The organism is Brevundimonas sp. (assembly GCF_031082345.1).
Lineage (GTDB): Bacteria > Pseudomonadota > Alphaproteobacteria > Caulobacterales > Caulobacteraceae > Brevundimonas.
Genome location: NZ_JAVHLH010000001.1, coordinates 1 through 14,983, shown reverse-complemented (window position 1 = coordinate 14,983; position 14,983 = coordinate 1). Strand labels below are relative to the sequence as shown.

16 protein-coding genes and 1 pseudogene are annotated in these 14,983 nt (G+C 71.0%); 11 read left to right on the top strand and 6 right to left on the bottom strand.

The annotated features are described in order from the left end of the window. Window positions 1-444: pseudogene (locus tag RDU12_RS00085) on the top strand (patatin); the annotation flags it as partial. Between the two features lie 36 nt (window positions 445-480). Here the strand turns inward: RDU12_RS00085 and RDU12_RS00080 are convergent. Both RDU12_RS00080 and RDU12_RS00075 read right to left on the bottom strand, forming a co-directional pair. Next, window positions 481-858: a cytochrome c gene (locus RDU12_RS00080; protein ID WP_308683934.1), complete on the bottom strand. Its 378-nt coding sequence runs from the start codon at window positions 856-858 to the stop codon at window positions 481-483. Between the two features lie 77 nt (window positions 859-935). Beyond that, entirely contained in the window at window positions 936-1,724 is a 789-nt protein-coding gene (locus tag RDU12_RS00075) for a folate-binding protein (RefSeq protein WP_308683933.1), read from the bottom strand. A gap of 84 nt (window positions 1,725-1,808) precedes the next feature. On the opposite strand from RDU12_RS00075, the gene RDU12_RS00070 reads away from it, so the two are divergent. After that, window positions 1,809-2,762 carry a glycosyltransferase family 9 protein gene (locus RDU12_RS00070; RefSeq protein ID WP_308683932.1) on the top strand — a complete coding sequence of 318 codons (954 nt, stop codon included), beginning with the start codon at window positions 1,809-1,811 and terminating at the stop codon, window positions 2,760-2,762. Between the two features lie 9 nt (window positions 2,763-2,771). Continuing rightward, window positions 2,772-4,103, top strand: coding sequence for a dihydroorotase (locus tag RDU12_RS00065; protein WP_300292527.1), 1,332 nt, complete (start codon window positions 2,772-2,774; stop codon window positions 4,101-4,103). Here RDU12_RS00065 and RDU12_RS00060 read toward each other — a convergent pair. The 4 genes from RDU12_RS00060 to erpA all read right to left on the bottom strand — a co-directional run bounded on the left by RDU12_RS00060 (window position 4,100) and on the right by erpA (window position 6,830). Beyond that, entirely contained in the window at window positions 4,100-5,026 is a 927-nt protein-coding gene (locus RDU12_RS00060; RefSeq protein WP_300292525.1) for an alpha/beta hydrolase, read from the bottom strand. The two genes, RDU12_RS00065 and RDU12_RS00060, sit on opposite strands and share 4 nt — an antisense overlap. Window positions 5,027-5,051: 25 nt before the next feature. Continuing rightward, window positions 5,052-5,729, bottom strand: a complete 678-nt coding sequence (locus tag RDU12_RS00055; RefSeq protein WP_308683931.1) for an SdpI family protein — start codon at window positions 5,727-5,729, stop codon at window positions 5,052-5,054. Continuing rightward, window positions 5,726-6,010: a metalloregulator ArsR/SmtB family transcription factor gene (locus tag RDU12_RS00050; protein WP_300292606.1), complete on the bottom strand. Its 285-nt coding sequence runs from the start codon at window positions 6,008-6,010 to the stop codon at window positions 5,726-5,728. The genes RDU12_RS00055 and RDU12_RS00050 overlap by 4 nt, the downstream gene beginning before the upstream one ends. Before the next feature lie 442 nt (window positions 6,011-6,452). After that, window positions 6,453-6,830, bottom strand: coding sequence for an iron-sulfur cluster insertion protein ErpA (gene erpA / locus RDU12_RS00045; RefSeq protein ID WP_300292608.1), 378 nt, complete (start codon window positions 6,828-6,830; stop codon window positions 6,453-6,455). 60 nt (window positions 6,831-6,890) lie between these two features. Here erpA and RDU12_RS00040 point away from each other — a divergent pair, with 60 nt between their 5' ends. The 8 genes from RDU12_RS00040 to RDU12_RS00005 all read left to right on the top strand — a co-directional run bounded on the left by RDU12_RS00040 (window position 6,891) and on the right by RDU12_RS00005 (window position 14,844). After that, the gene (locus RDU12_RS00040; protein WP_300292610.1) at window positions 6,891-8,069 is read left to right on the top strand and encodes a deoxyguanosinetriphosphate triphosphohydrolase; all 1,179 of its coding nucleotides are present in this window, start codon (window positions 6,891-6,893) and stop codon (window positions 8,067-8,069) included. 95 nt (window positions 8,070-8,164) lie between these two features. Next, on the top strand, window positions 8,165-8,908 hold the full coding sequence (locus tag RDU12_RS00035) for an SPOR domain-containing protein (RefSeq protein ID WP_308683930.1): 744 nt from the start codon (window positions 8,165-8,167) through the stop codon (window positions 8,906-8,908). After that, the gene (gene nagZ, locus RDU12_RS00030; protein ID WP_308683929.1) at window positions 8,905-9,957 is read left to right on the top strand and encodes a beta-N-acetylhexosaminidase; all 1,053 of its coding nucleotides are present in this window, start codon (window positions 8,905-8,907) and stop codon (window positions 9,955-9,957) included. The genes RDU12_RS00035 and nagZ overlap by 4 nt, the downstream gene beginning before the upstream one ends. Next, the gene (locus RDU12_RS00025) at window positions 9,954-10,772 is read left to right on the top strand and encodes a ScpA family protein (RefSeq protein ID WP_300291241.1); all 819 of its coding nucleotides are present in this window, start codon (window positions 9,954-9,956) and stop codon (window positions 10,770-10,772) included. The genes nagZ and RDU12_RS00025 overlap by 4 nt, the downstream gene beginning before the upstream one ends. Continuing rightward, the gene (gene scpB, locus RDU12_RS00020) at window positions 10,769-11,428 is read left to right on the top strand and encodes an SMC-Scp complex subunit ScpB (RefSeq protein WP_374990169.1); all 660 of its coding nucleotides are present in this window, start codon (window positions 10,769-10,771) and stop codon (window positions 11,426-11,428) included. Before RDU12_RS00025 ends, scpB begins: the two co-directional genes overlap by 4 nt. Window positions 11,429-11,476: 48 nt before the next feature. Beyond that, window positions 11,477-12,922: a UDP-N-acetylmuramate--L-alanine ligase gene (murC, locus tag RDU12_RS00015; protein ID WP_300291243.1), complete on the top strand. Its 1,446-nt coding sequence runs from the start codon at window positions 11,477-11,479 to the stop codon at window positions 12,920-12,922. Continuing rightward, the gene (gene murB, locus RDU12_RS00010) at window positions 12,919-13,821 is read left to right on the top strand and encodes a UDP-N-acetylmuramate dehydrogenase (RefSeq protein ID WP_300291244.1); all 903 of its coding nucleotides are present in this window, start codon (window positions 12,919-12,921) and stop codon (window positions 13,819-13,821) included. The genes murC and murB overlap by 4 nt, the downstream gene beginning before the upstream one ends. Window positions 13,822-13,905: 84 nt before the next feature. Continuing rightward, a complete protein-coding gene (locus tag RDU12_RS00005) occupies window positions 13,906-14,844 on the top strand; it encodes a D-alanine--D-alanine ligase (RefSeq protein ID WP_300291246.1) in 939 nt (312 codons plus the stop codon). Window positions 14,845-14,983 lie beyond the last annotated feature (139 nt).

Below are 14,983 nucleotides of genomic sequence, written 5' to 3'. Positions count from 1 at the left end.
ACCCCCTTCCTCGGCATCCCGGAGAGTCTGCTGAACGTGACCACGCCGACGCCGGCGCCGGAGGGCACCACCCTCTATGTCCTGATCAACGGCCAGATCGGGCGCACCGAGGTGATCACGCGCGGGACCCTGCGGGCCATTCTGGCCCGGTCCTATGACACGATGAGCAAGGCCAATCTGCGCACCGGCCTGGCGGTCAATCTGGCCTTCGCCGAGCGCAATGGCCTGAGCCTGTACGTCGCCGCCATTCCTGAAGGGATCGAGTCGTCGAGCCTCGACTTCGATCCCGAGTCCATGGCCCGGCTGTTCGAGCGAGGGCGGACGGCGGCCGCGGGCGGACTGGCCTGGTCGGAGCTGAAGGGGCCCGTTCCGGAGCCGGGCCTCGTGCCGGAGTCGGACCCCAGGGCGGTCGAGGCCCCGCCGCCGGTCACGCCGGAGGGCTGAGAGGCCGCGGGGACCGGCGGGGTCCGCCGGCCGCCGTCATTCGGTCCGCATCGAGTCCAGCCAGGCGATCAGGTCGTTGATCTCGCCCGGCGGCAGCTCGAACTGGGGCATGGCCGGGTGGCCGGTCATGACGCCCTCGGCGAAGGCTTCCTGCAGCTGCTCCGGCGGATAGAGGTTGGCGACGTCGCGGAGCGGCGGGGCGGCGGCCAGGGGACTGTCGCCGGTCAGGCCGACGGCGTGGCAGCCGCCGCACCGGGCCGCGGCCATGGCCCGGCCCCGCTCCACGGACTGCGGGCTCGATACAGGCGCGCCGAACGGCGGCGGATCGGACGGGACGGGTGCGGTCCCGGGCGGAACGGCGCAGCCGGCGCAGGCGAGGGCCAGGGCGGCGAGGGCGGGGCGGGCGAGCAGCATGCCGGTCTCCAGAGCGACGGAAGATCACCCTACGACAATCGCCGCGGCCTGCGGGCGATTTCCGTCACCGGTCGGGATCAGGACCGCATCCACGCTGGTCGGCGCACCTCGACCGGACGCCCGTCGACGGTCAGCGGGCCCTCCAGCCGGTCCAGCCGCAGCAGGGCCATGGCCGCGCCGTCCTGGCCGCTCAGCACCTCGCCGGCGCGCAACTCGCCGTTCAGCACCTCGGCCCCGAACGGCGGGGGCGGACCCTCGAAGGCGAGGGGGAGCATGCGGTTCTTGATCGATCCCCGCCGCTTCATGCGCGAGGTGGTCTCCTGACCGACGAAACAGCCCTTCTGGAAGTCGATGCCGTTCAGCAGGTCGAAATCGGCCTCGATCGGATAGGTCTTGTCCGACAGGGCGTCGGCGGCCGGGTCGGGGACCCCGACGGCGAGGCGGTGGGTCTGCCAGTCGGCCTCGGTGGCGGTCGGCTCGACCGCGCCGCCGCAGCGCCGGCCGCCGAGGCCGGGCGTGCGAGGATCGGCGGTGAAGCCGTCGGCGACCCCGGGCCATGAGACGAAGATCGGGCGGTCGTCGGACTCCACCGTGACCTGCGCACGCAGCCGGTACATCGCCAGGCGCTGCAGCAGCGCCTCGCGGCGGTCGGCGGCGACGTCGAGGACCACGCCATCGGCCTCGCCCACGAGGAACAGGTCGAACAGCAGCCGGCCGGGCGGGGAGAGCAGGGCGCCGAAGCGGAGCTCGCCGTCGGCCAGGGTCTCGACGTCCTGGGTCAGCAGATTGTGCAGGAAGGGCCGGGCCTCGGGGCCGGAGACCCGGATCAGGGCGCGGCTGTCGAGGCGGGCGATGCGGAGGGTCATGCGGCGTAGATAGGGCGTCGCGCGCCTGTGGACCACACTGGTTGATCGCTGATGGCGAGGCGAGAATCCGTATACGGTCCAATCATGACGGCCCGGTTCCCCATCCTCTATATCGCCGAGGCGGGCGCGCAGGACGCGGTGCTGTCGTGCGGGGCGCTGGCCTATCTGGTCGAGGCCATGCCGCAAGCGCGCTTCACGATCGTGGGATCGCCGGCCAGCGCGCCGCTGTTCGCCGACACGCCCCGGCTCGACCGACTGATCGTGCTGGAGAAGGAGAGCCGGCTGGACTGGTTCGGCCTGTGGAACCAGGTGCGGTCGACGACCTGGGGGCTGGTGGTCGACATGCGCGGCTCGGCCCTGTCCGGCAAGCTGAAGCGGCAGAAGCGGGCGGTGCGCGGCGAACGGGAGGCGGGCGTGCACGCGGTCGAGCTGGCGGCGCGGGTGCTGCAGCTGGACGAGATTCCGGCCCCGAAGCTGTTCGTGTCCGAGGCGACCCAGGCGGCGGCGGACGCCCTGATCCCGGCGGGCGAGGGGCCGATCCTCGCCGTGGGGCCGGGGGCGGCGTGGATGGGGCGGCGCTGGCCGGCCGAGCGGTTCGCCAAGGTGGCCTCGGCCTTGGTCGGCGACGGCGGTCCGCTGGAGGGCGGCCGGGTGCTGGTCGTCGGCGCCGACGCTGACCGCGACGCCGCCCATATCATCCGTCTGGCCCTGCCGCGCCATCGCACGATCGAACTGCACGGCCGGCTGAGCCCGCTGCAGGCGGTGGCGGCGGTCGGGCGCTGCGCCCTGTATCTGGGCGGCGACTCGCTGTGGACCGATCTGGCCGTGGCCTCGGGGACTCCGGTGGTCGCCGCCTACGGGCCGTCGGACGAGGCCGAGCGGGGGCCGTGGGGCGGGGTCGCCGTGCGCGGGCCGCGCTCGGTGGACGAATACCGCAAGATCGATCCGCGGCTGGACCAGGCCATCGAGCATATGAACGACCTGCCGGCCGAGCGGGTGCTGAAGGCGGCTCGCAAGGTGCTGGCTGAGCGGGTATAGGGCCGGGCCATGACCCAGACTTACGACCTGATCGTCCGCGGCGGCGAAGTGGCCAACCATGCGGGACGCGGCAGGGCCGACGTCGGCGTGATCGACGGGCGCATCGCCTTCGTCGGCGACCTGTCGCAGGCCAGCGCCGGCGAGACTCTGGACGCGAAGGGACTGACCGTCCTGCCGGGCGTGATCGACACCCAGGTGCATTTCCGCGAGCCGGGGCTGGAGTGGAAGGAAGACCTGGAGACCGGGTCGCGCGCGGCGGCGCTGGGCGGGGTCACCGCCGTGTTCGAGATGCCGAACACCGAGCCCAACACCACCGACCCCGATACCCTCGCCGACAAGCTGGAGCGGGCGCGGGACCGGATGTGGACCGATCACGCCTTCTATGTCGGCGGGACCCACGAGAACGCGAAATACCTCGCCGAGCTGGAGCGGCTGCCGGGGTGCTGCGGGGTCAAGGTGTTCATGGGGGCCTCGACCGGGACCCTGCTGGTCGCCGACGACGACGGCGTGCGCGAGGTGCTGCGCCATGTGAAGCGGCGGGCGACCTTCCATTCCGAGGACGAGTACCGTCTGGTCGAACGCCGGCCGCTGGCCCGGGCGGGCGACTGGACCAGCCACCCGGAGGTGCGCGACGCCGAGAGCGCTATCCGCTCGACGCGGCGCCTCGTCGGTCTGGCGCGCGAAGTCGGCGCCCGGATCCATGTGCTGCACATTTCGACCGCCGAGGAGGTCCGCTTCCTCGCCGATCACAAGGACGTGGCCACCGCCGAGGTGACGCCGCAGCACCTGACGCTGGACGGGGATGAGGCCTATGCGCGGCTCAAGGGCTACGCCCAGATGAACCCGCCGATCCGCAACGCGGCCCATATCGCCGGGCTGTGGGGCGGGATCGAGCAGGGGGTGTTCGACGTGCTGGGCTCGGACCACGCCCCGCACACGATCGAGGAGAAATCCAAACCCTATCCGGCCTCGCCCTCGGGCATGCCGGGAGTGCAGACCCTGGTGCCGGTGATGCTGACCCATGTGGCCCACGGGCGGCTGAGCCTGGACCGGTTCATCGACCTGACCTCGCACGGGGCCAACCGGGTGTTCGGCATCGCCGGCAAGGGCCGGATGGCCGAGGGCTATGACGCCGACCTGACGATCGTCGACCTGAAGGCCAAGCACGTCATCGCCCACGCCGACATGGCCAGCCGCTGCGGCTGGACCCCGTTCGACGGTTTCGAGGCGACGGGCAAGGCGATGGCCACCATCGTGCGCGGGCGGGTAGTGATGAAGGACGGCGACCTGATCGGCAGCGCCCACGGGCGGCCGGTTCGGTTCCAGGAGACGCTGGCCTAGCGCGGCTGGAGGATGAAGCCGGCGATGTCCTCGACGACGCCGGGGGCGAGCGGCAGGGCCGGGTCGCGGTAGGTGGCGGCGTTGGCGGCCCGGTCGGCGGGGGCGATCTTGAGCAGGTGGTTGACCCCTTCCCAGATCGCCAGCCGGGCGTCGGGACGGGCGGCGGCCATGGCCTGGGCGTCGGCGACGCCGACCTGGATGTCGGTCGTGCCCTGGCCGATCATCACCGGCCCGTCGTAGGCCGCGACCAGCGCCGCGGGGTCCAGCGGCAGCCACGAGATCATGTAGGGCTGGACCGAGGGGCGGAACAGCGCCGCCAGCTGCGGCGGGACCTCGGTGACCGGGCGTCCGGCCTCAAGCTCGGCGAGGATGGCCAGGGCCTGGCTGAGGAAGGGTTCGGGCGCGGTCGCCAGCTGTTCGCGCAGCACCGCGCCGATGGGACGGCCGGCCCCGGACAGCAGCACCAGACCGCAGATCGCCGCGTCGTCCCGGGAGGCGGCGACAAGGGCGACCAGGGCGCCCTCGCTGTGGCCAATCAGCCAGGCGCACGGCTGGCCGGTCAGGCGGGCGGTCTCGGCGGCCCAGGCGCGGGCGTCGTCGGCGTAGTCGGTGAAGACCAGATCGGCTTCGGACATCAGGCTGGAGGCGCTTTCGCCGATGCCGCGCTTGTCGGTGCGGACGGTGGCGACGCCGTGGGCGGCGAGGCCCTCGGCCAGCAGGCGGTAGCTGGAGGCCGAGACGCCGAGGGGGCTGTTGCCGTCCCGGTCGGTGGGGCCGGAACCGGCGATGATCAGGGCGGCGGCGCGGATTTCGGCCGACGGCGCCAGCAGGGTTCCGTGCAGGGGCGCGGGCTCCGACGGCAGGGTCACCGGCGTGGCGACCGGGTCGGACAGCAGGGCGGCGGCGAGGATCAGGCTGAGCATGGCGAGCTCCTTTCGGGCGGAAGGGTCAGAAGGGCTGGCGGTCGGGGTCGGTGCGCCACACGCGCCAGCTTTCAAGCACGGACCAGACGGCGGCGACGCCGATGGCGGTCAGGAGGACGTAGAGGTTGAGGGGGCTTGGCGCGAACGGGGCGGTGAGCAGGCCCGCCAGCCCGATGACGAAGAACAGGCGGCCGGCCAGCCGGTTGGAGCGGTCCCAGGCGAGGCGGCTCTTGTAGGCCCAGGGGGTGCGGACGCCGACGAAGGGGTTGGGGCCGACCCGGCCGAGAAAGGCTCCGATCAGCAGGAAGACGAGGCTGATCAGGGCGACCGGCACAGCGCCGCCGATGTTTGTGGTTCCGGACAGGCTGGCGGAGGCGGCGAGCAGGCTGACCAGCGGCAGGCTGAGGATCACCACCAGTTGGGCGTAGCGCAGGGCGCGGGCCCGGGCCGGGTCGTCGGTGCGCCGCGAGGCCAGGCCCATGCCGGCGCCCAGCGCCAACGTCAGGGCCGCCATGGCGATGAGCACGCCGCCCACGAGTTCGCGCGTGCCCCAGTCGTCGGCCTGGCCGGAGGCGCTGTAGTGGATCGGCAGCAGTTCGGTCGGTCCGGCGAAGACGGTCCAGACCCCCAAGCCGCCGACAATGAGGCTGAGGCCGACGGTGGCGGCGTTCAGGGCGGACGGGGACTTGTTCGGGGCGGTCATGGTTGGTCTCCGGGATCGGGCCGGCCGGCGCCGGTCATCTGCAGCAGGAAGGCGAGGGCCTCCTCGACGGCTGAAATCTCCAGCCGGTAGCGGATCGAGGCCCCGTCGCGCTCGGGCGAGACCAGACCGGCCTCCTTGAGCGCATTGAGGTGGCCGGTGATGGTCGGCCAGCTCATGTCGAAGGCGGCGGCGATGTCGCCGGACGCCATCGGTCCCTTGCGCAGCATCTCGATGATGCGGCGCCGGACGGGGTGGGACAGGGCCTTGAACAGGGCGTTCATAGGAAGAAGGCTAATTAGGAAAATGGCTAATGGCAAGAGGTTCTCGCGGATCGAGTGGTTTCACCCGGGTGATATTGAAAAACACCGTCCGAACCGTCCGAACCGTTCGGGCGGGCGGGGTTCGATTGTCAGACGAACGTCCGCCTCATCCGGAAGCGCCGATTATGGGAGACGCCGCTCCTATGGCGGGTTCAGGACGCTGATAGGGAGGTGATGTGCAGGGAAACCAGCGGATTGGGCGCTGAAAGTTTGATGACAGCGCGCGGATTTGCAGTGCAGCAATCGGCGTCTCCTCCCTGTCGCGCAGCGATGGGGAAGGTGGATCGGCGGCGAAGCCGGCGAGACGGAGGGGCTGGGAGACCGAGGCGCGGACAGAGCCCCTCCACCGCTTCGCGGTCCCCCTCCCCATTCGCAAGCGCGAACGGGGAGGAGACCCTGTCCGCTAGATCGAGAAACTGACCCCGCAGCCGCAGCTGGACGCCGCGTTCGGGTTGCGGACCACGAACTGCGCCCCGGCGAGGTCGTCGACGAAGGCGATTTCGGAGCCCTTGAGGAAGGGGAGGGAGACGGGGTCCACCAACGCCGCCTGGCCGGCGGTCTCGATGCGCAGATCGTCGGGATCGGCGGCCTCGACCAGTTCGAACCGGTACTGGAAGCCCGAGCAGCCGCCGCCGTCGACGGCGACGCGGAGCAACACCGGACGGCCCTCGGCCTCGGCCAGCGTCGCCAGACGGGCGGCGGCGCTCTCGGACAGGCTGAGGCCATGGCCCCCGGCGTGGGGCGAAATCTCGAAGGCGGGGACGGATTGGACGCTGCTCACGGGGCTCTATATGAGGCGCGGACGGGCGATCGCAAAGGCCCGGCCACAGAATGAGCCGCCGTGTTGATCCCTGAGCGCGCCCCGTATGCCGAATACCCGGAGCACAGCCGCGGCCGGCTGACGCCGGAGCCGATCAGCCGCACCCGCAACGCCTATGCCCGCGACCGCGACCGGATCATCCACGCCACCGCCTTCCGCCGCCTGAAGGAGAAGACCCAGGTCTTCGTGGCGCACGAGGGCGACCACTACCGCACCCGGCTGACCCACAGCCTTGAAGTGGCGCAGATCGCGCGGTCGATCGCCCACGCCCTGCGGCTGGACACCGACCTGGCCGAGACGGTGGCGCTGGCGCACGACCTCGGCCATCCGCCGTTCGGTCACGCCGGCGAGGACGAGCTGCAGGCGCAGATGGCGCCGTGGGGCGGCTTCGACCACAACGTCCAGACCTTCCGCGTGGTGACCAGGCTGGAGGAGCGCTATCCGCAGTTCGACGGGCTGAACCTGAGCTGGGAGACCGTCGAGGGGGTGGTCAAGCACAACGGGCCGGTGTCGCACCGGCTGGACGAGCCGGCGTGGCGGGCCATCGCCGACTACGCCCCGGGCTGGGACCTGCGGCTGGACAGTTTCGCCTCGCTGGAGGCGCAGGCGGCGGCGATCGCGGACGACATCGCCTACAACAATCACGACGTCGACGACGGGGTGCAGGCGGGGCTGTTCACCCTGGAGGATTTGTCGGAGGTGCCCTTGATCGGGCCGGTGCTGCACGGGGTGCGCAGGGACTGGCCGGACATCGATGCGCGGATGATCCGCATCGAGGCGGTGCGGCGGATGATCGGAGCCATGGTCGAGGACGTGCTGGCCGAGACCGAGGCGCGGATCGAGGCGGCCAATATCCGCTCGACCGAGGATGTGCGGACGGCCGGACGGACGCTGGTGGCCTTCTCGCATGGCATGCTGGCCGACCTCGGCGTGCTGCGGTCGTTCCTGTTCGAGCGGATGTACCGCCACTATCGCGTCAACCGGACGCGCAGCCAGGCGCGGCGCATCCTGGCCGAGATGTTCCAGCTGTTCATGGCCGACCCGGGGACGCTGCCGCCGGAATGGTCGGGCAAGGCCGGGACGTCGGACGAGGCGCGGCGGGCGCGGGCGGTGTGCGACTACATCGCCGGCATGACCGACCGCTATGCGATCGAGGAACACAGGAAGCTGTTCAGCCTGGATCTCGCCCTCGATCTGTAGGGGATGGCGCTGATCGCGGCCTGAAAAAGGACTCGGACCGGGATAGAGTGTGCGTTCCGCGTCTCGATTCGCGCGGCACGACGGAAGGCGCGGCCATGTCTCACGAAGATCCCTATCGCCCGAACCAGGGCCGCGACCGGGGCGCCTATACGCCGCCGACCGACGACGATCTGCCGTTCAACCGTCAGGGCTATGACCCGCGCCGGGGCGGCGGCGGGGGAGGCGGCGGCGGCGGCAAGGCCCCGCCGATGACCCTGATCATCTCGGCGGTGGTGCTGCTGCTGCTGATCGTGGTGGTGGTGGTCTATTATCGCGCCGGGCCGCGCTCGTCCGAGGACGCCCCGCCCGCCGTCGGCACGCCCGTCGGCGAGATGACGTCGGCCGCCCCCGTCGACGCCCAGCCGGTCGATCCGACCGCCGGCATCGAGGTCTATTCCGAGACCGAGGACCCTTCGACGGCTCCGACCTTCACGCCGCCGCCGGAGGCCGTGCAGCCGCGCCCCGTCCCGGCGCCGGTCGAAACCGCGCCCGCCCCGACGCCGGCTCCCCCGGCCAAGAAGGCCGAGCCGGCCCCGGCCCCCGCGCCCGCGCCTGTGGGCGGAACCTCCGGCGTGCAGATCGGGGCGTTCTCGACCCCGAACCTGGCGGAGAGCGAATACAACCGCATCGTCGGCCGCTATCCCGAACTGACCGAGGGCGGCAGCCGCCGGGTGCAGGAGGTCACGGCCTCGAACGGCTCGACCGTCTATCGCACCACCGTAACCGGCCTGAGCCGCGATCAGGCGAGGGCCCTGTGCGGCGCCATCAGGGCCTCGGGCGGGGATTGCATCCTTCGGTGACGCGTTCGGCGGCGATCTATGGCTGTAGCGGGCATCGGCTGACGGCGGCGGAGAAGGCCTTCTTCGCCGACGTCCGGCCCTGGGGCTTCATCGTCTTTCGCCGCAATGTCGACAGCCCCGACCAGATGCGGGCCCTGACCGACGAGATGCGCGACTGCGTCGGCGACGCCGACGCGCCGGTGCTGATCGACCAGGAGGGCGGCCGGGTGCAGCGGATGGGGCCGCCGCACTGGGCGAAATATCCGCCGGCCGAGGCCTATCTGAAGGCGGCCGACGGAGTGCTGAGGGCGCGGGAGCTGGTCCGGCTGGGCGCGCGGCTGATGGCCAACGATCTGAGGGCGGTGGGCGTGAACGTGGATTGCGCGCCGGTGCTGGACGTACCCGTGCCGGGCGCCCACGACATCATCGGCGACCGGGCCTTTGCTCGCGACCCGGCGACCGTGGCCATGCTGGGCCGGGCGGCGGCCGAGGGGCTGCTGGCCGGCGGGGTGCTGCCCGTGGTCAAGCACATGCCGGGGCATGGGCGCGCCTTCGCCGACAGCCACCACGCCCTTCCTGTGGTGCACGCCGATCTGGCGACGCTGGACGGCTGGGATTTCGCCCCGTTCAAGGCGCTGTCGGACATGCCGCTGGCGATGACGGCGCATGTGGTGTTCGACGCGGTCGATCCGAAGCGGCCGGCGACGACCTCGAGGAAGGCGCTGAAGCTGATGCGCGACGGGCTCGGCTTCGGCGGGCTGATCATGACCGACGACCTGTCGATGAAGGCGCTGTCGGGGAGCCTGCGCGAGCGGGCCGAGGCGTCGCTGAAGGCCGGCTGCGACGTGGTCCTGCACTGCAACGGCGACCTCAAGGAAATGCGCGAGGTCGCCGAGGGCGTCGGCAAGCTGAAGGGCAAGGCGGGCAAGCGGGCGGCGGCGTCGCTGGCGCGGATCGTGCGCGAGGTCGAGCCGCTGGACGTGTTCGCGGCGCGGGACCGGTTCGACGCCCTGATGGCCGGCAAGGTCGAGGCGGCGCGGGGCCCCGACGTCGGGGAGGCGCAGGCGTGACCGACGCCTTCCAGCCCAATCTGGATTTCGCCGCGGTCGAACAGGCCGATGCGGGCGAGGCCTTCGTGGTCGATCTGGACGGCTACGAAGGGCCGCTGCATGTGCTGCTGGCGCTGGCGCGGACGCAGAAGGTCGATCTGCTGAAACTGTCGATCACGAAGCTGGCGGAACAGTATCTGGCCTTCGTACACGAGGCGCGGCGGCGCAATTTCTCGCTGGCGGCGGACTATCTGGTGATGGCCTCGTGGCTGGCCTATCTGAAGTCGCGCCTGCTGCTGCCGCGCACCGACAAGGCGGGCGAGGAGATGCCGGCCGAACAGATGGCCGCCGCCCTGGCCTTCCGGCTGCAGAAGCTGGAGGCGATGCGCAAGGCGGTCGAGGCGATCACGGAGCGACCGCGGCTGAAGCGCGACGTGTTCACGCGGGGCGACCCGGAGGCGCTGGTGATCATCCCGTCCGACCGGATCGACGCCAGTCTGTACGAACTGATGGCCGCCTATGTGACGCAGCGGCGGCGCGAGGAGCAGCGCCACTACAACCCCGGCCAGCGGGTCGAGGCCTTCGGCCTGGAGGCGGCGCGCGACTGGCTGAGGGACATATTGCCGAGGCTGGAGGACTGGACGCCGCTGGAGCGGGTGGCGCCGGAGAAGCATGGGGCGGAGGGGCCGTCGCAGGCCAGCTTCACCGCCTCGACGCTGTCCGCCAGCCTGGAACTGGTCAAGGAAGGGGCCATGGACGTGAAACAGGCCGAGCCTTTCGCCGAACTGTATCTGAAGCGGCGCGGCAAGGGCCAGCCGCTGGAGTTGGTGCCGTGATCCAGTTCGCGCCGGACCATCTGGAGATCGAGCGCCGGGTCGAGGCCCTGCTGTTCGCCGCGGCCGGGCCGCTGTCGGCGGCGGAGATCGCGCGGCGGCTGCCCGAGGGGGCGGACGTGGGCGGGGCCATCTCGGCCCTGCGCGAACGCTATCAGGGGCGGGGAGTGGAGCTGGAGTGCGTCGCCGACCGCTGGCGCTTCAGAACGGCGCCGGACCTGAGCTTCATGATGACGGAGGAGCGCGAGGAGCCGCGGCGGCTGTCGAAGGCGGCGCTCGAGACCCTGGCCATCATCGCCTACCACCAGCCCTGCACCCGGGCCGAGATCGAGAGCGTGCGCGGGGTGTCGCTGTCGAAGGGCACGCTGGACCTGCTGCTGGAGATGGGGTTCGTGCGGCTGAAGGGGCGGCGGCGCACGCCGGGGCGGCCGGTGACCTATGCGACGGCGGACAAGTTCCTCGAGCATTTCAGCCTGTCGAGCCTGTACGACCTGCCGGGGGTGCAGGAGATGAAGGCGGCGGGGCTGCTGGACCTGTCGATCCCGGTCGGCTTCGAGGTGCCGGACCCGTCGCGGGCGGGGGACGACGACGAGACGCCGCTGCTGCCGGGCGAGGAGGACTCGCCGGAGTTCGCGCAGGATTTCGTGGCGGAGGACTAACCACGTCCGGGTGTCGCAATCCTGCAAAAGCCTCGCTAAGACGCTTCGATGATTGCACGCCTTCGTCCCGTTCCGTTCGACCTCGGTCCCGTCCATTTCGTCGGCATAGGCGGCATCGGCATGAGCGGCATCGCCGAGATCATGCTCAAGATCGGCTATTCGGTGCAGGGCTCGGACGCGAAGGCGTCGGCGAACACCGAGCGGCTGGAAAAGCTGGGCGCGCGGATCTTCATCGGCCACGACGCCGGCCACATCGGCGACGACGTCTCGGCGGTGGTCTATTCGACGGCGGTCAAGGCGGACAATCCCGAGATGACGGTCGCGCGCGAGCGGCGCATTCCGCTGGTGCGCCGGGCCGAGATGCTGGCCGAGCTGATGCGGCTGCAGTTCTCGATCGCGGTGGGTGGCACGCACGGCAAGACGACGACGACCTCGATGGTGGCGGCCATTCTCGACGCCGGCGGGCTGGACCCGACGGTGGTCAACGGCGGCATCATCAACGCCTACGGCACCAACGCCAAGGTCGGCGACGGCGACTGGATCGTGGTCGAGGCCGACGAGAGCGACGGCAGCTTCCTGCGCCTGAAGTCGACGGTGGCCATCGTCACCAACATCGACCCCGAGCACCTCGACCACTACGGCGACTTCGACGGGGTGCGGAAGGCGTTCGTGGACTTCGTCGAGAACATCCCCTTCTACGGCTTCGCCGCCGTCTGCCTCGACCATCCCGAGGTGCAGCGGCTGGTGGCCTCGATCGATAACCGGCGGCTGGTGACCTACGGGATCAATCCGCAGGCCATGGTGCGGGCCGAGAACCTGGACATGGGCGCCGACGGCTGCCGCTTCGACGCGGTGATCCAGGGGCGGGGGTTGGCGGCGCTGGACGAGCCGGCCCGGATCGAGGGTCTGCACCTGCCGATGGCCGGCTGGCACAATGTCTCCAATGCGCTGGCGGCCATCGCGGTGGCGCGCGAGCTGGACGTCTCGGACGAAGCGATCAAGGCCGGGCTGGCCGGGTTCGGCGGGGTGCGGCGGCGCTTCACCACCACCGGCGTGGTCGGCGGGGTGCGCATCGTCGACGATTACGGCCACCACCCGGTCGAGATCGCCGCGGTGCTCAAGGCCGCCCGGCAGGTGGCGCAGAACGCCGAGGGCAACGGCCGGGTCATCGCCGTGGTCCAGCCGCACCGCTACACCCGGCTGCGCGACCTGATGGAGGAGTTCTCGACCTGTTTTTCGGACGCCGACGCGGTCATCGTGGCCGACGTCTACGCCGCCGGGGAGACGCCGATCGAGGGCGTCGACAAGGAGGCGCTGGTCGAGGGCATCCGCCGCTTCGGCCATCGCTCGGTGCAGGCGCTGGAGAGTCTCGAGGCCCTGCCGGCGGTGGTGGCCGCGGAGGCCAGGGCGGGCGATCTGGTGGTGCTGCTGGGCGCGGGGGACATCACCCAGTGGGCCTACGCCCTGCCGGGGCAGCTGGAGGCGCTGGGTTGATCTCTCTGCCTGACGTGCGCGGCAAGCTGCTGCGTGACGAGCCGCTGGGGCCGTTCACCTGGTTCCGGGTGGGCGGGAAGGCGGACGCCCTGTTCATTCCGGCGGATCCGGATGACCTCGCCGACTTCCTCAAGGCCCTCGACCCGGCCGTGCCCGTGACCGTGCTGGGCGTCGGTTCGAACGTCATCGTGCGCGACGGCGGGGTCGAGGGGGTGGTGATCCGGCTGGCGGGGCGACCGTTCGCGGGGATCACGACCGAGGGCGAGACCATCACGGCCGGGGCGGGGGCGCTGGATTCCATGGTGGCGAAGGCGTCCGCGAAGGCGGGGCTGGCCGGTCTGGAGTTCTACGCCGGCATTCCGGGCACCATCGGCGGGGCGCTGACCATGAACGCCGGCTGCTACGGGGCTGAAACGAAGGACATTCTGGTGTCGGCCTGGGGGCTGACGCGAGCGGGGGAGCGGGTCGAGTACCAGCTGGCCGACTTCGGCTACACCTACCGGCACTCGCAGGCCCCGACCGACATCATCTGGATCGAGGCGACCTATCGCGGGACGCCCGACGACCCCGAGGCCGTGGCCGCCCGCATCGCGGAGATCACCTCCCGCCGCGAGCAGACCCAGCCGATCCGCGAGAAGACCGGCGGCTCGACCTTCAAGAACCCGCCGGGGCATTCCTCGTGGAAACTGGTCGACGAGGCGGGCTGGCGCAGCAAGCTGTTCAGGGCGACCGGCGGCGGGGCGATGTTCAGCGAGCTGCACAGCAATTTCATGATCAACCCGGGCGAGGCCACGGCGGCCGATATCGAGGGGCTGGGCGAGGCGGTCCGGGCCGATGTGCTGGCGAAGACGGGCGTGCAGCTCGACTGGGAGATCAAGCGGATCGGGCGAACGGCCTGAGGGCTTTTTGCGCGCCGGGACCCGATTGGTTGACGGGCTGTTAAGGACGGTTGCCGCATTGCGGTGACTGTTCCGGAGCTTCGCATGACCCGCCCCTTCGCAGACCTTCACGTCGCCGTCCTGATGGGCGGACTGTCGTCGGAGCGGGAGGTGTCGCTGAGCTCGGGCGAGCAGTGCGCCGACGCCCTCGAAGGGCAGGTGGCGCGGGTCAGCCGGATCGACGCCGGGCGCGATCTCGCCCAGGTGCTGGCCGAGCTGAAGCCGGACGTGGTGCTGAACGCCCTGCACGGCGAATGGGGCGAGGACGGCTGCGTCCAGGGCATCCTCGAGACGCTGCAGATCCCCTATTCCCACTCCGGCGTGCTGGCCTCGGCCCTGACGATGGACAAGGACAAGTCCAAGTCGGTGCTTCGCGCCGCCGGCGTCGAGGTCCCGGGGGGCGGCCTGTTCGACCGGCATGAGGTCGCCCGCCGCCACGTCCTTCCGCCGCCCTATGTCATCAAGCCCAACGCCGAGGGCTCGTCGGTCGGCGTCTATCTGGTGCCCGAGGGCGCGAACGGGCCGCAGGCCGAGGTCGGCGAGCCCGGCTGGACCTATGGCGAACAGGTGATGGTCGAGCCCTATATCCGGGGCAAGGAACTGGCGGTCGCCGTGATCGGGGAGGCGACCGGCCCTCGCGCCCTGACGGTCACCGACATCACCCCGGTCAAGGGCTTCTACGACTACGAAGCCAAATACGCGCCGGGCGGATCCGTCCACAAGCTGCCGGCCGATCTGCCGCCCGCCGTGTTCGAGGCGGCGCTTCGACAATCGGAGCTGGCGCACACCGCCCTGGGGTGTCGCGGGGTGTCGCGATCCGACTTTCGTTATGACGATCTTAACGACGTTCTCGTTCTTCTGGAGGTCAACACCCAGCCCGGCATGACGCCGACCTCGCTCGTCCCCGAGCAGGCCGCCTATGCGGGGATGGGATACAAAGATCTGGTCCGGTGGATGGTGGAGGACGCCTCATGCCCGCGGTAGTTCGCGGCGGTCGGCGACAGAGTTCGAAACAGCCCGCCAAGCGGCCCGCGGCTCCGAAATCGGGGGGCAGGGGCCGGGCGCCCCGCAATGCGCCGGCGACGCCGGGCAAGCTGGCGGCGATCGGCCGGCTCGATCTGTC

What these genes read in the sequence shown, in the direction of transcription:
- RDU12_RS00060 (WP_300292525.1), bottom strand. Translation starts at nt 5,026, where the DNA reads ATGCTCAGCCTGATCCTCGCCGCCGCCCTGCTGTCCGACCCGGTCGCC.
- RDU12_RS00065 (WP_300292527.1), top strand. Translation starts at nt 2,772, where the DNA reads ATGACCCAGACTTACGACCTGATCGTCCGCGGCGGCGAAGTGGCCAAC.
- RDU12_RS00050 (WP_300292606.1), bottom strand. Translation starts at nt 6,010, where the DNA reads ATGAACGCCCTGTTCAAGGCCCTGTCCCACCCCGTCCGGCGCCGCATC.
- RDU12_RS00055 (WP_308683931.1), bottom strand. Translation starts at nt 5,729, where the DNA reads ATGACCGCCCCGAACAAGTCCCCGTCCGCCCTGAACGCCGCCACCGTC.
- RDU12_RS00080 (WP_308683934.1), bottom strand. Translation starts at nt 858, where the DNA reads ATGCTGCTCGCCCGCCCCGCCCTCGCCGCCCTGGCCCTCGCCTGCGCC.
- RDU12_RS00035 (WP_308683930.1), top strand. Translation starts at nt 8,165, where the DNA reads ATGTCTCACGAAGATCCCTATCGCCCGAACCAGGGCCGCGACCGGGGC.
- murC (WP_300291243.1), top strand. Translation starts at nt 11,477, where the DNA reads ATGATTGCACGCCTTCGTCCCGTTCCGTTCGACCTCGGTCCCGTCCAT.
- RDU12_RS00075 (WP_308683933.1), bottom strand. Translation starts at nt 1,724, where the DNA reads ATGACCCTCCGCATCGCCCGCCTCGACAGCCGCGCCCTGATCCGGGTC.
- RDU12_RS00070 (WP_308683932.1), top strand. Translation starts at nt 1,809, where the DNA reads ATGACGGCCCGGTTCCCCATCCTCTATATCGCCGAGGCGGGCGCGCAG.
- RDU12_RS00005 (WP_300291246.1), top strand. Translation starts at nt 13,906, where the DNA reads ATGACCCGCCCCTTCGCAGACCTTCACGTCGCCGTCCTGATGGGCGGA.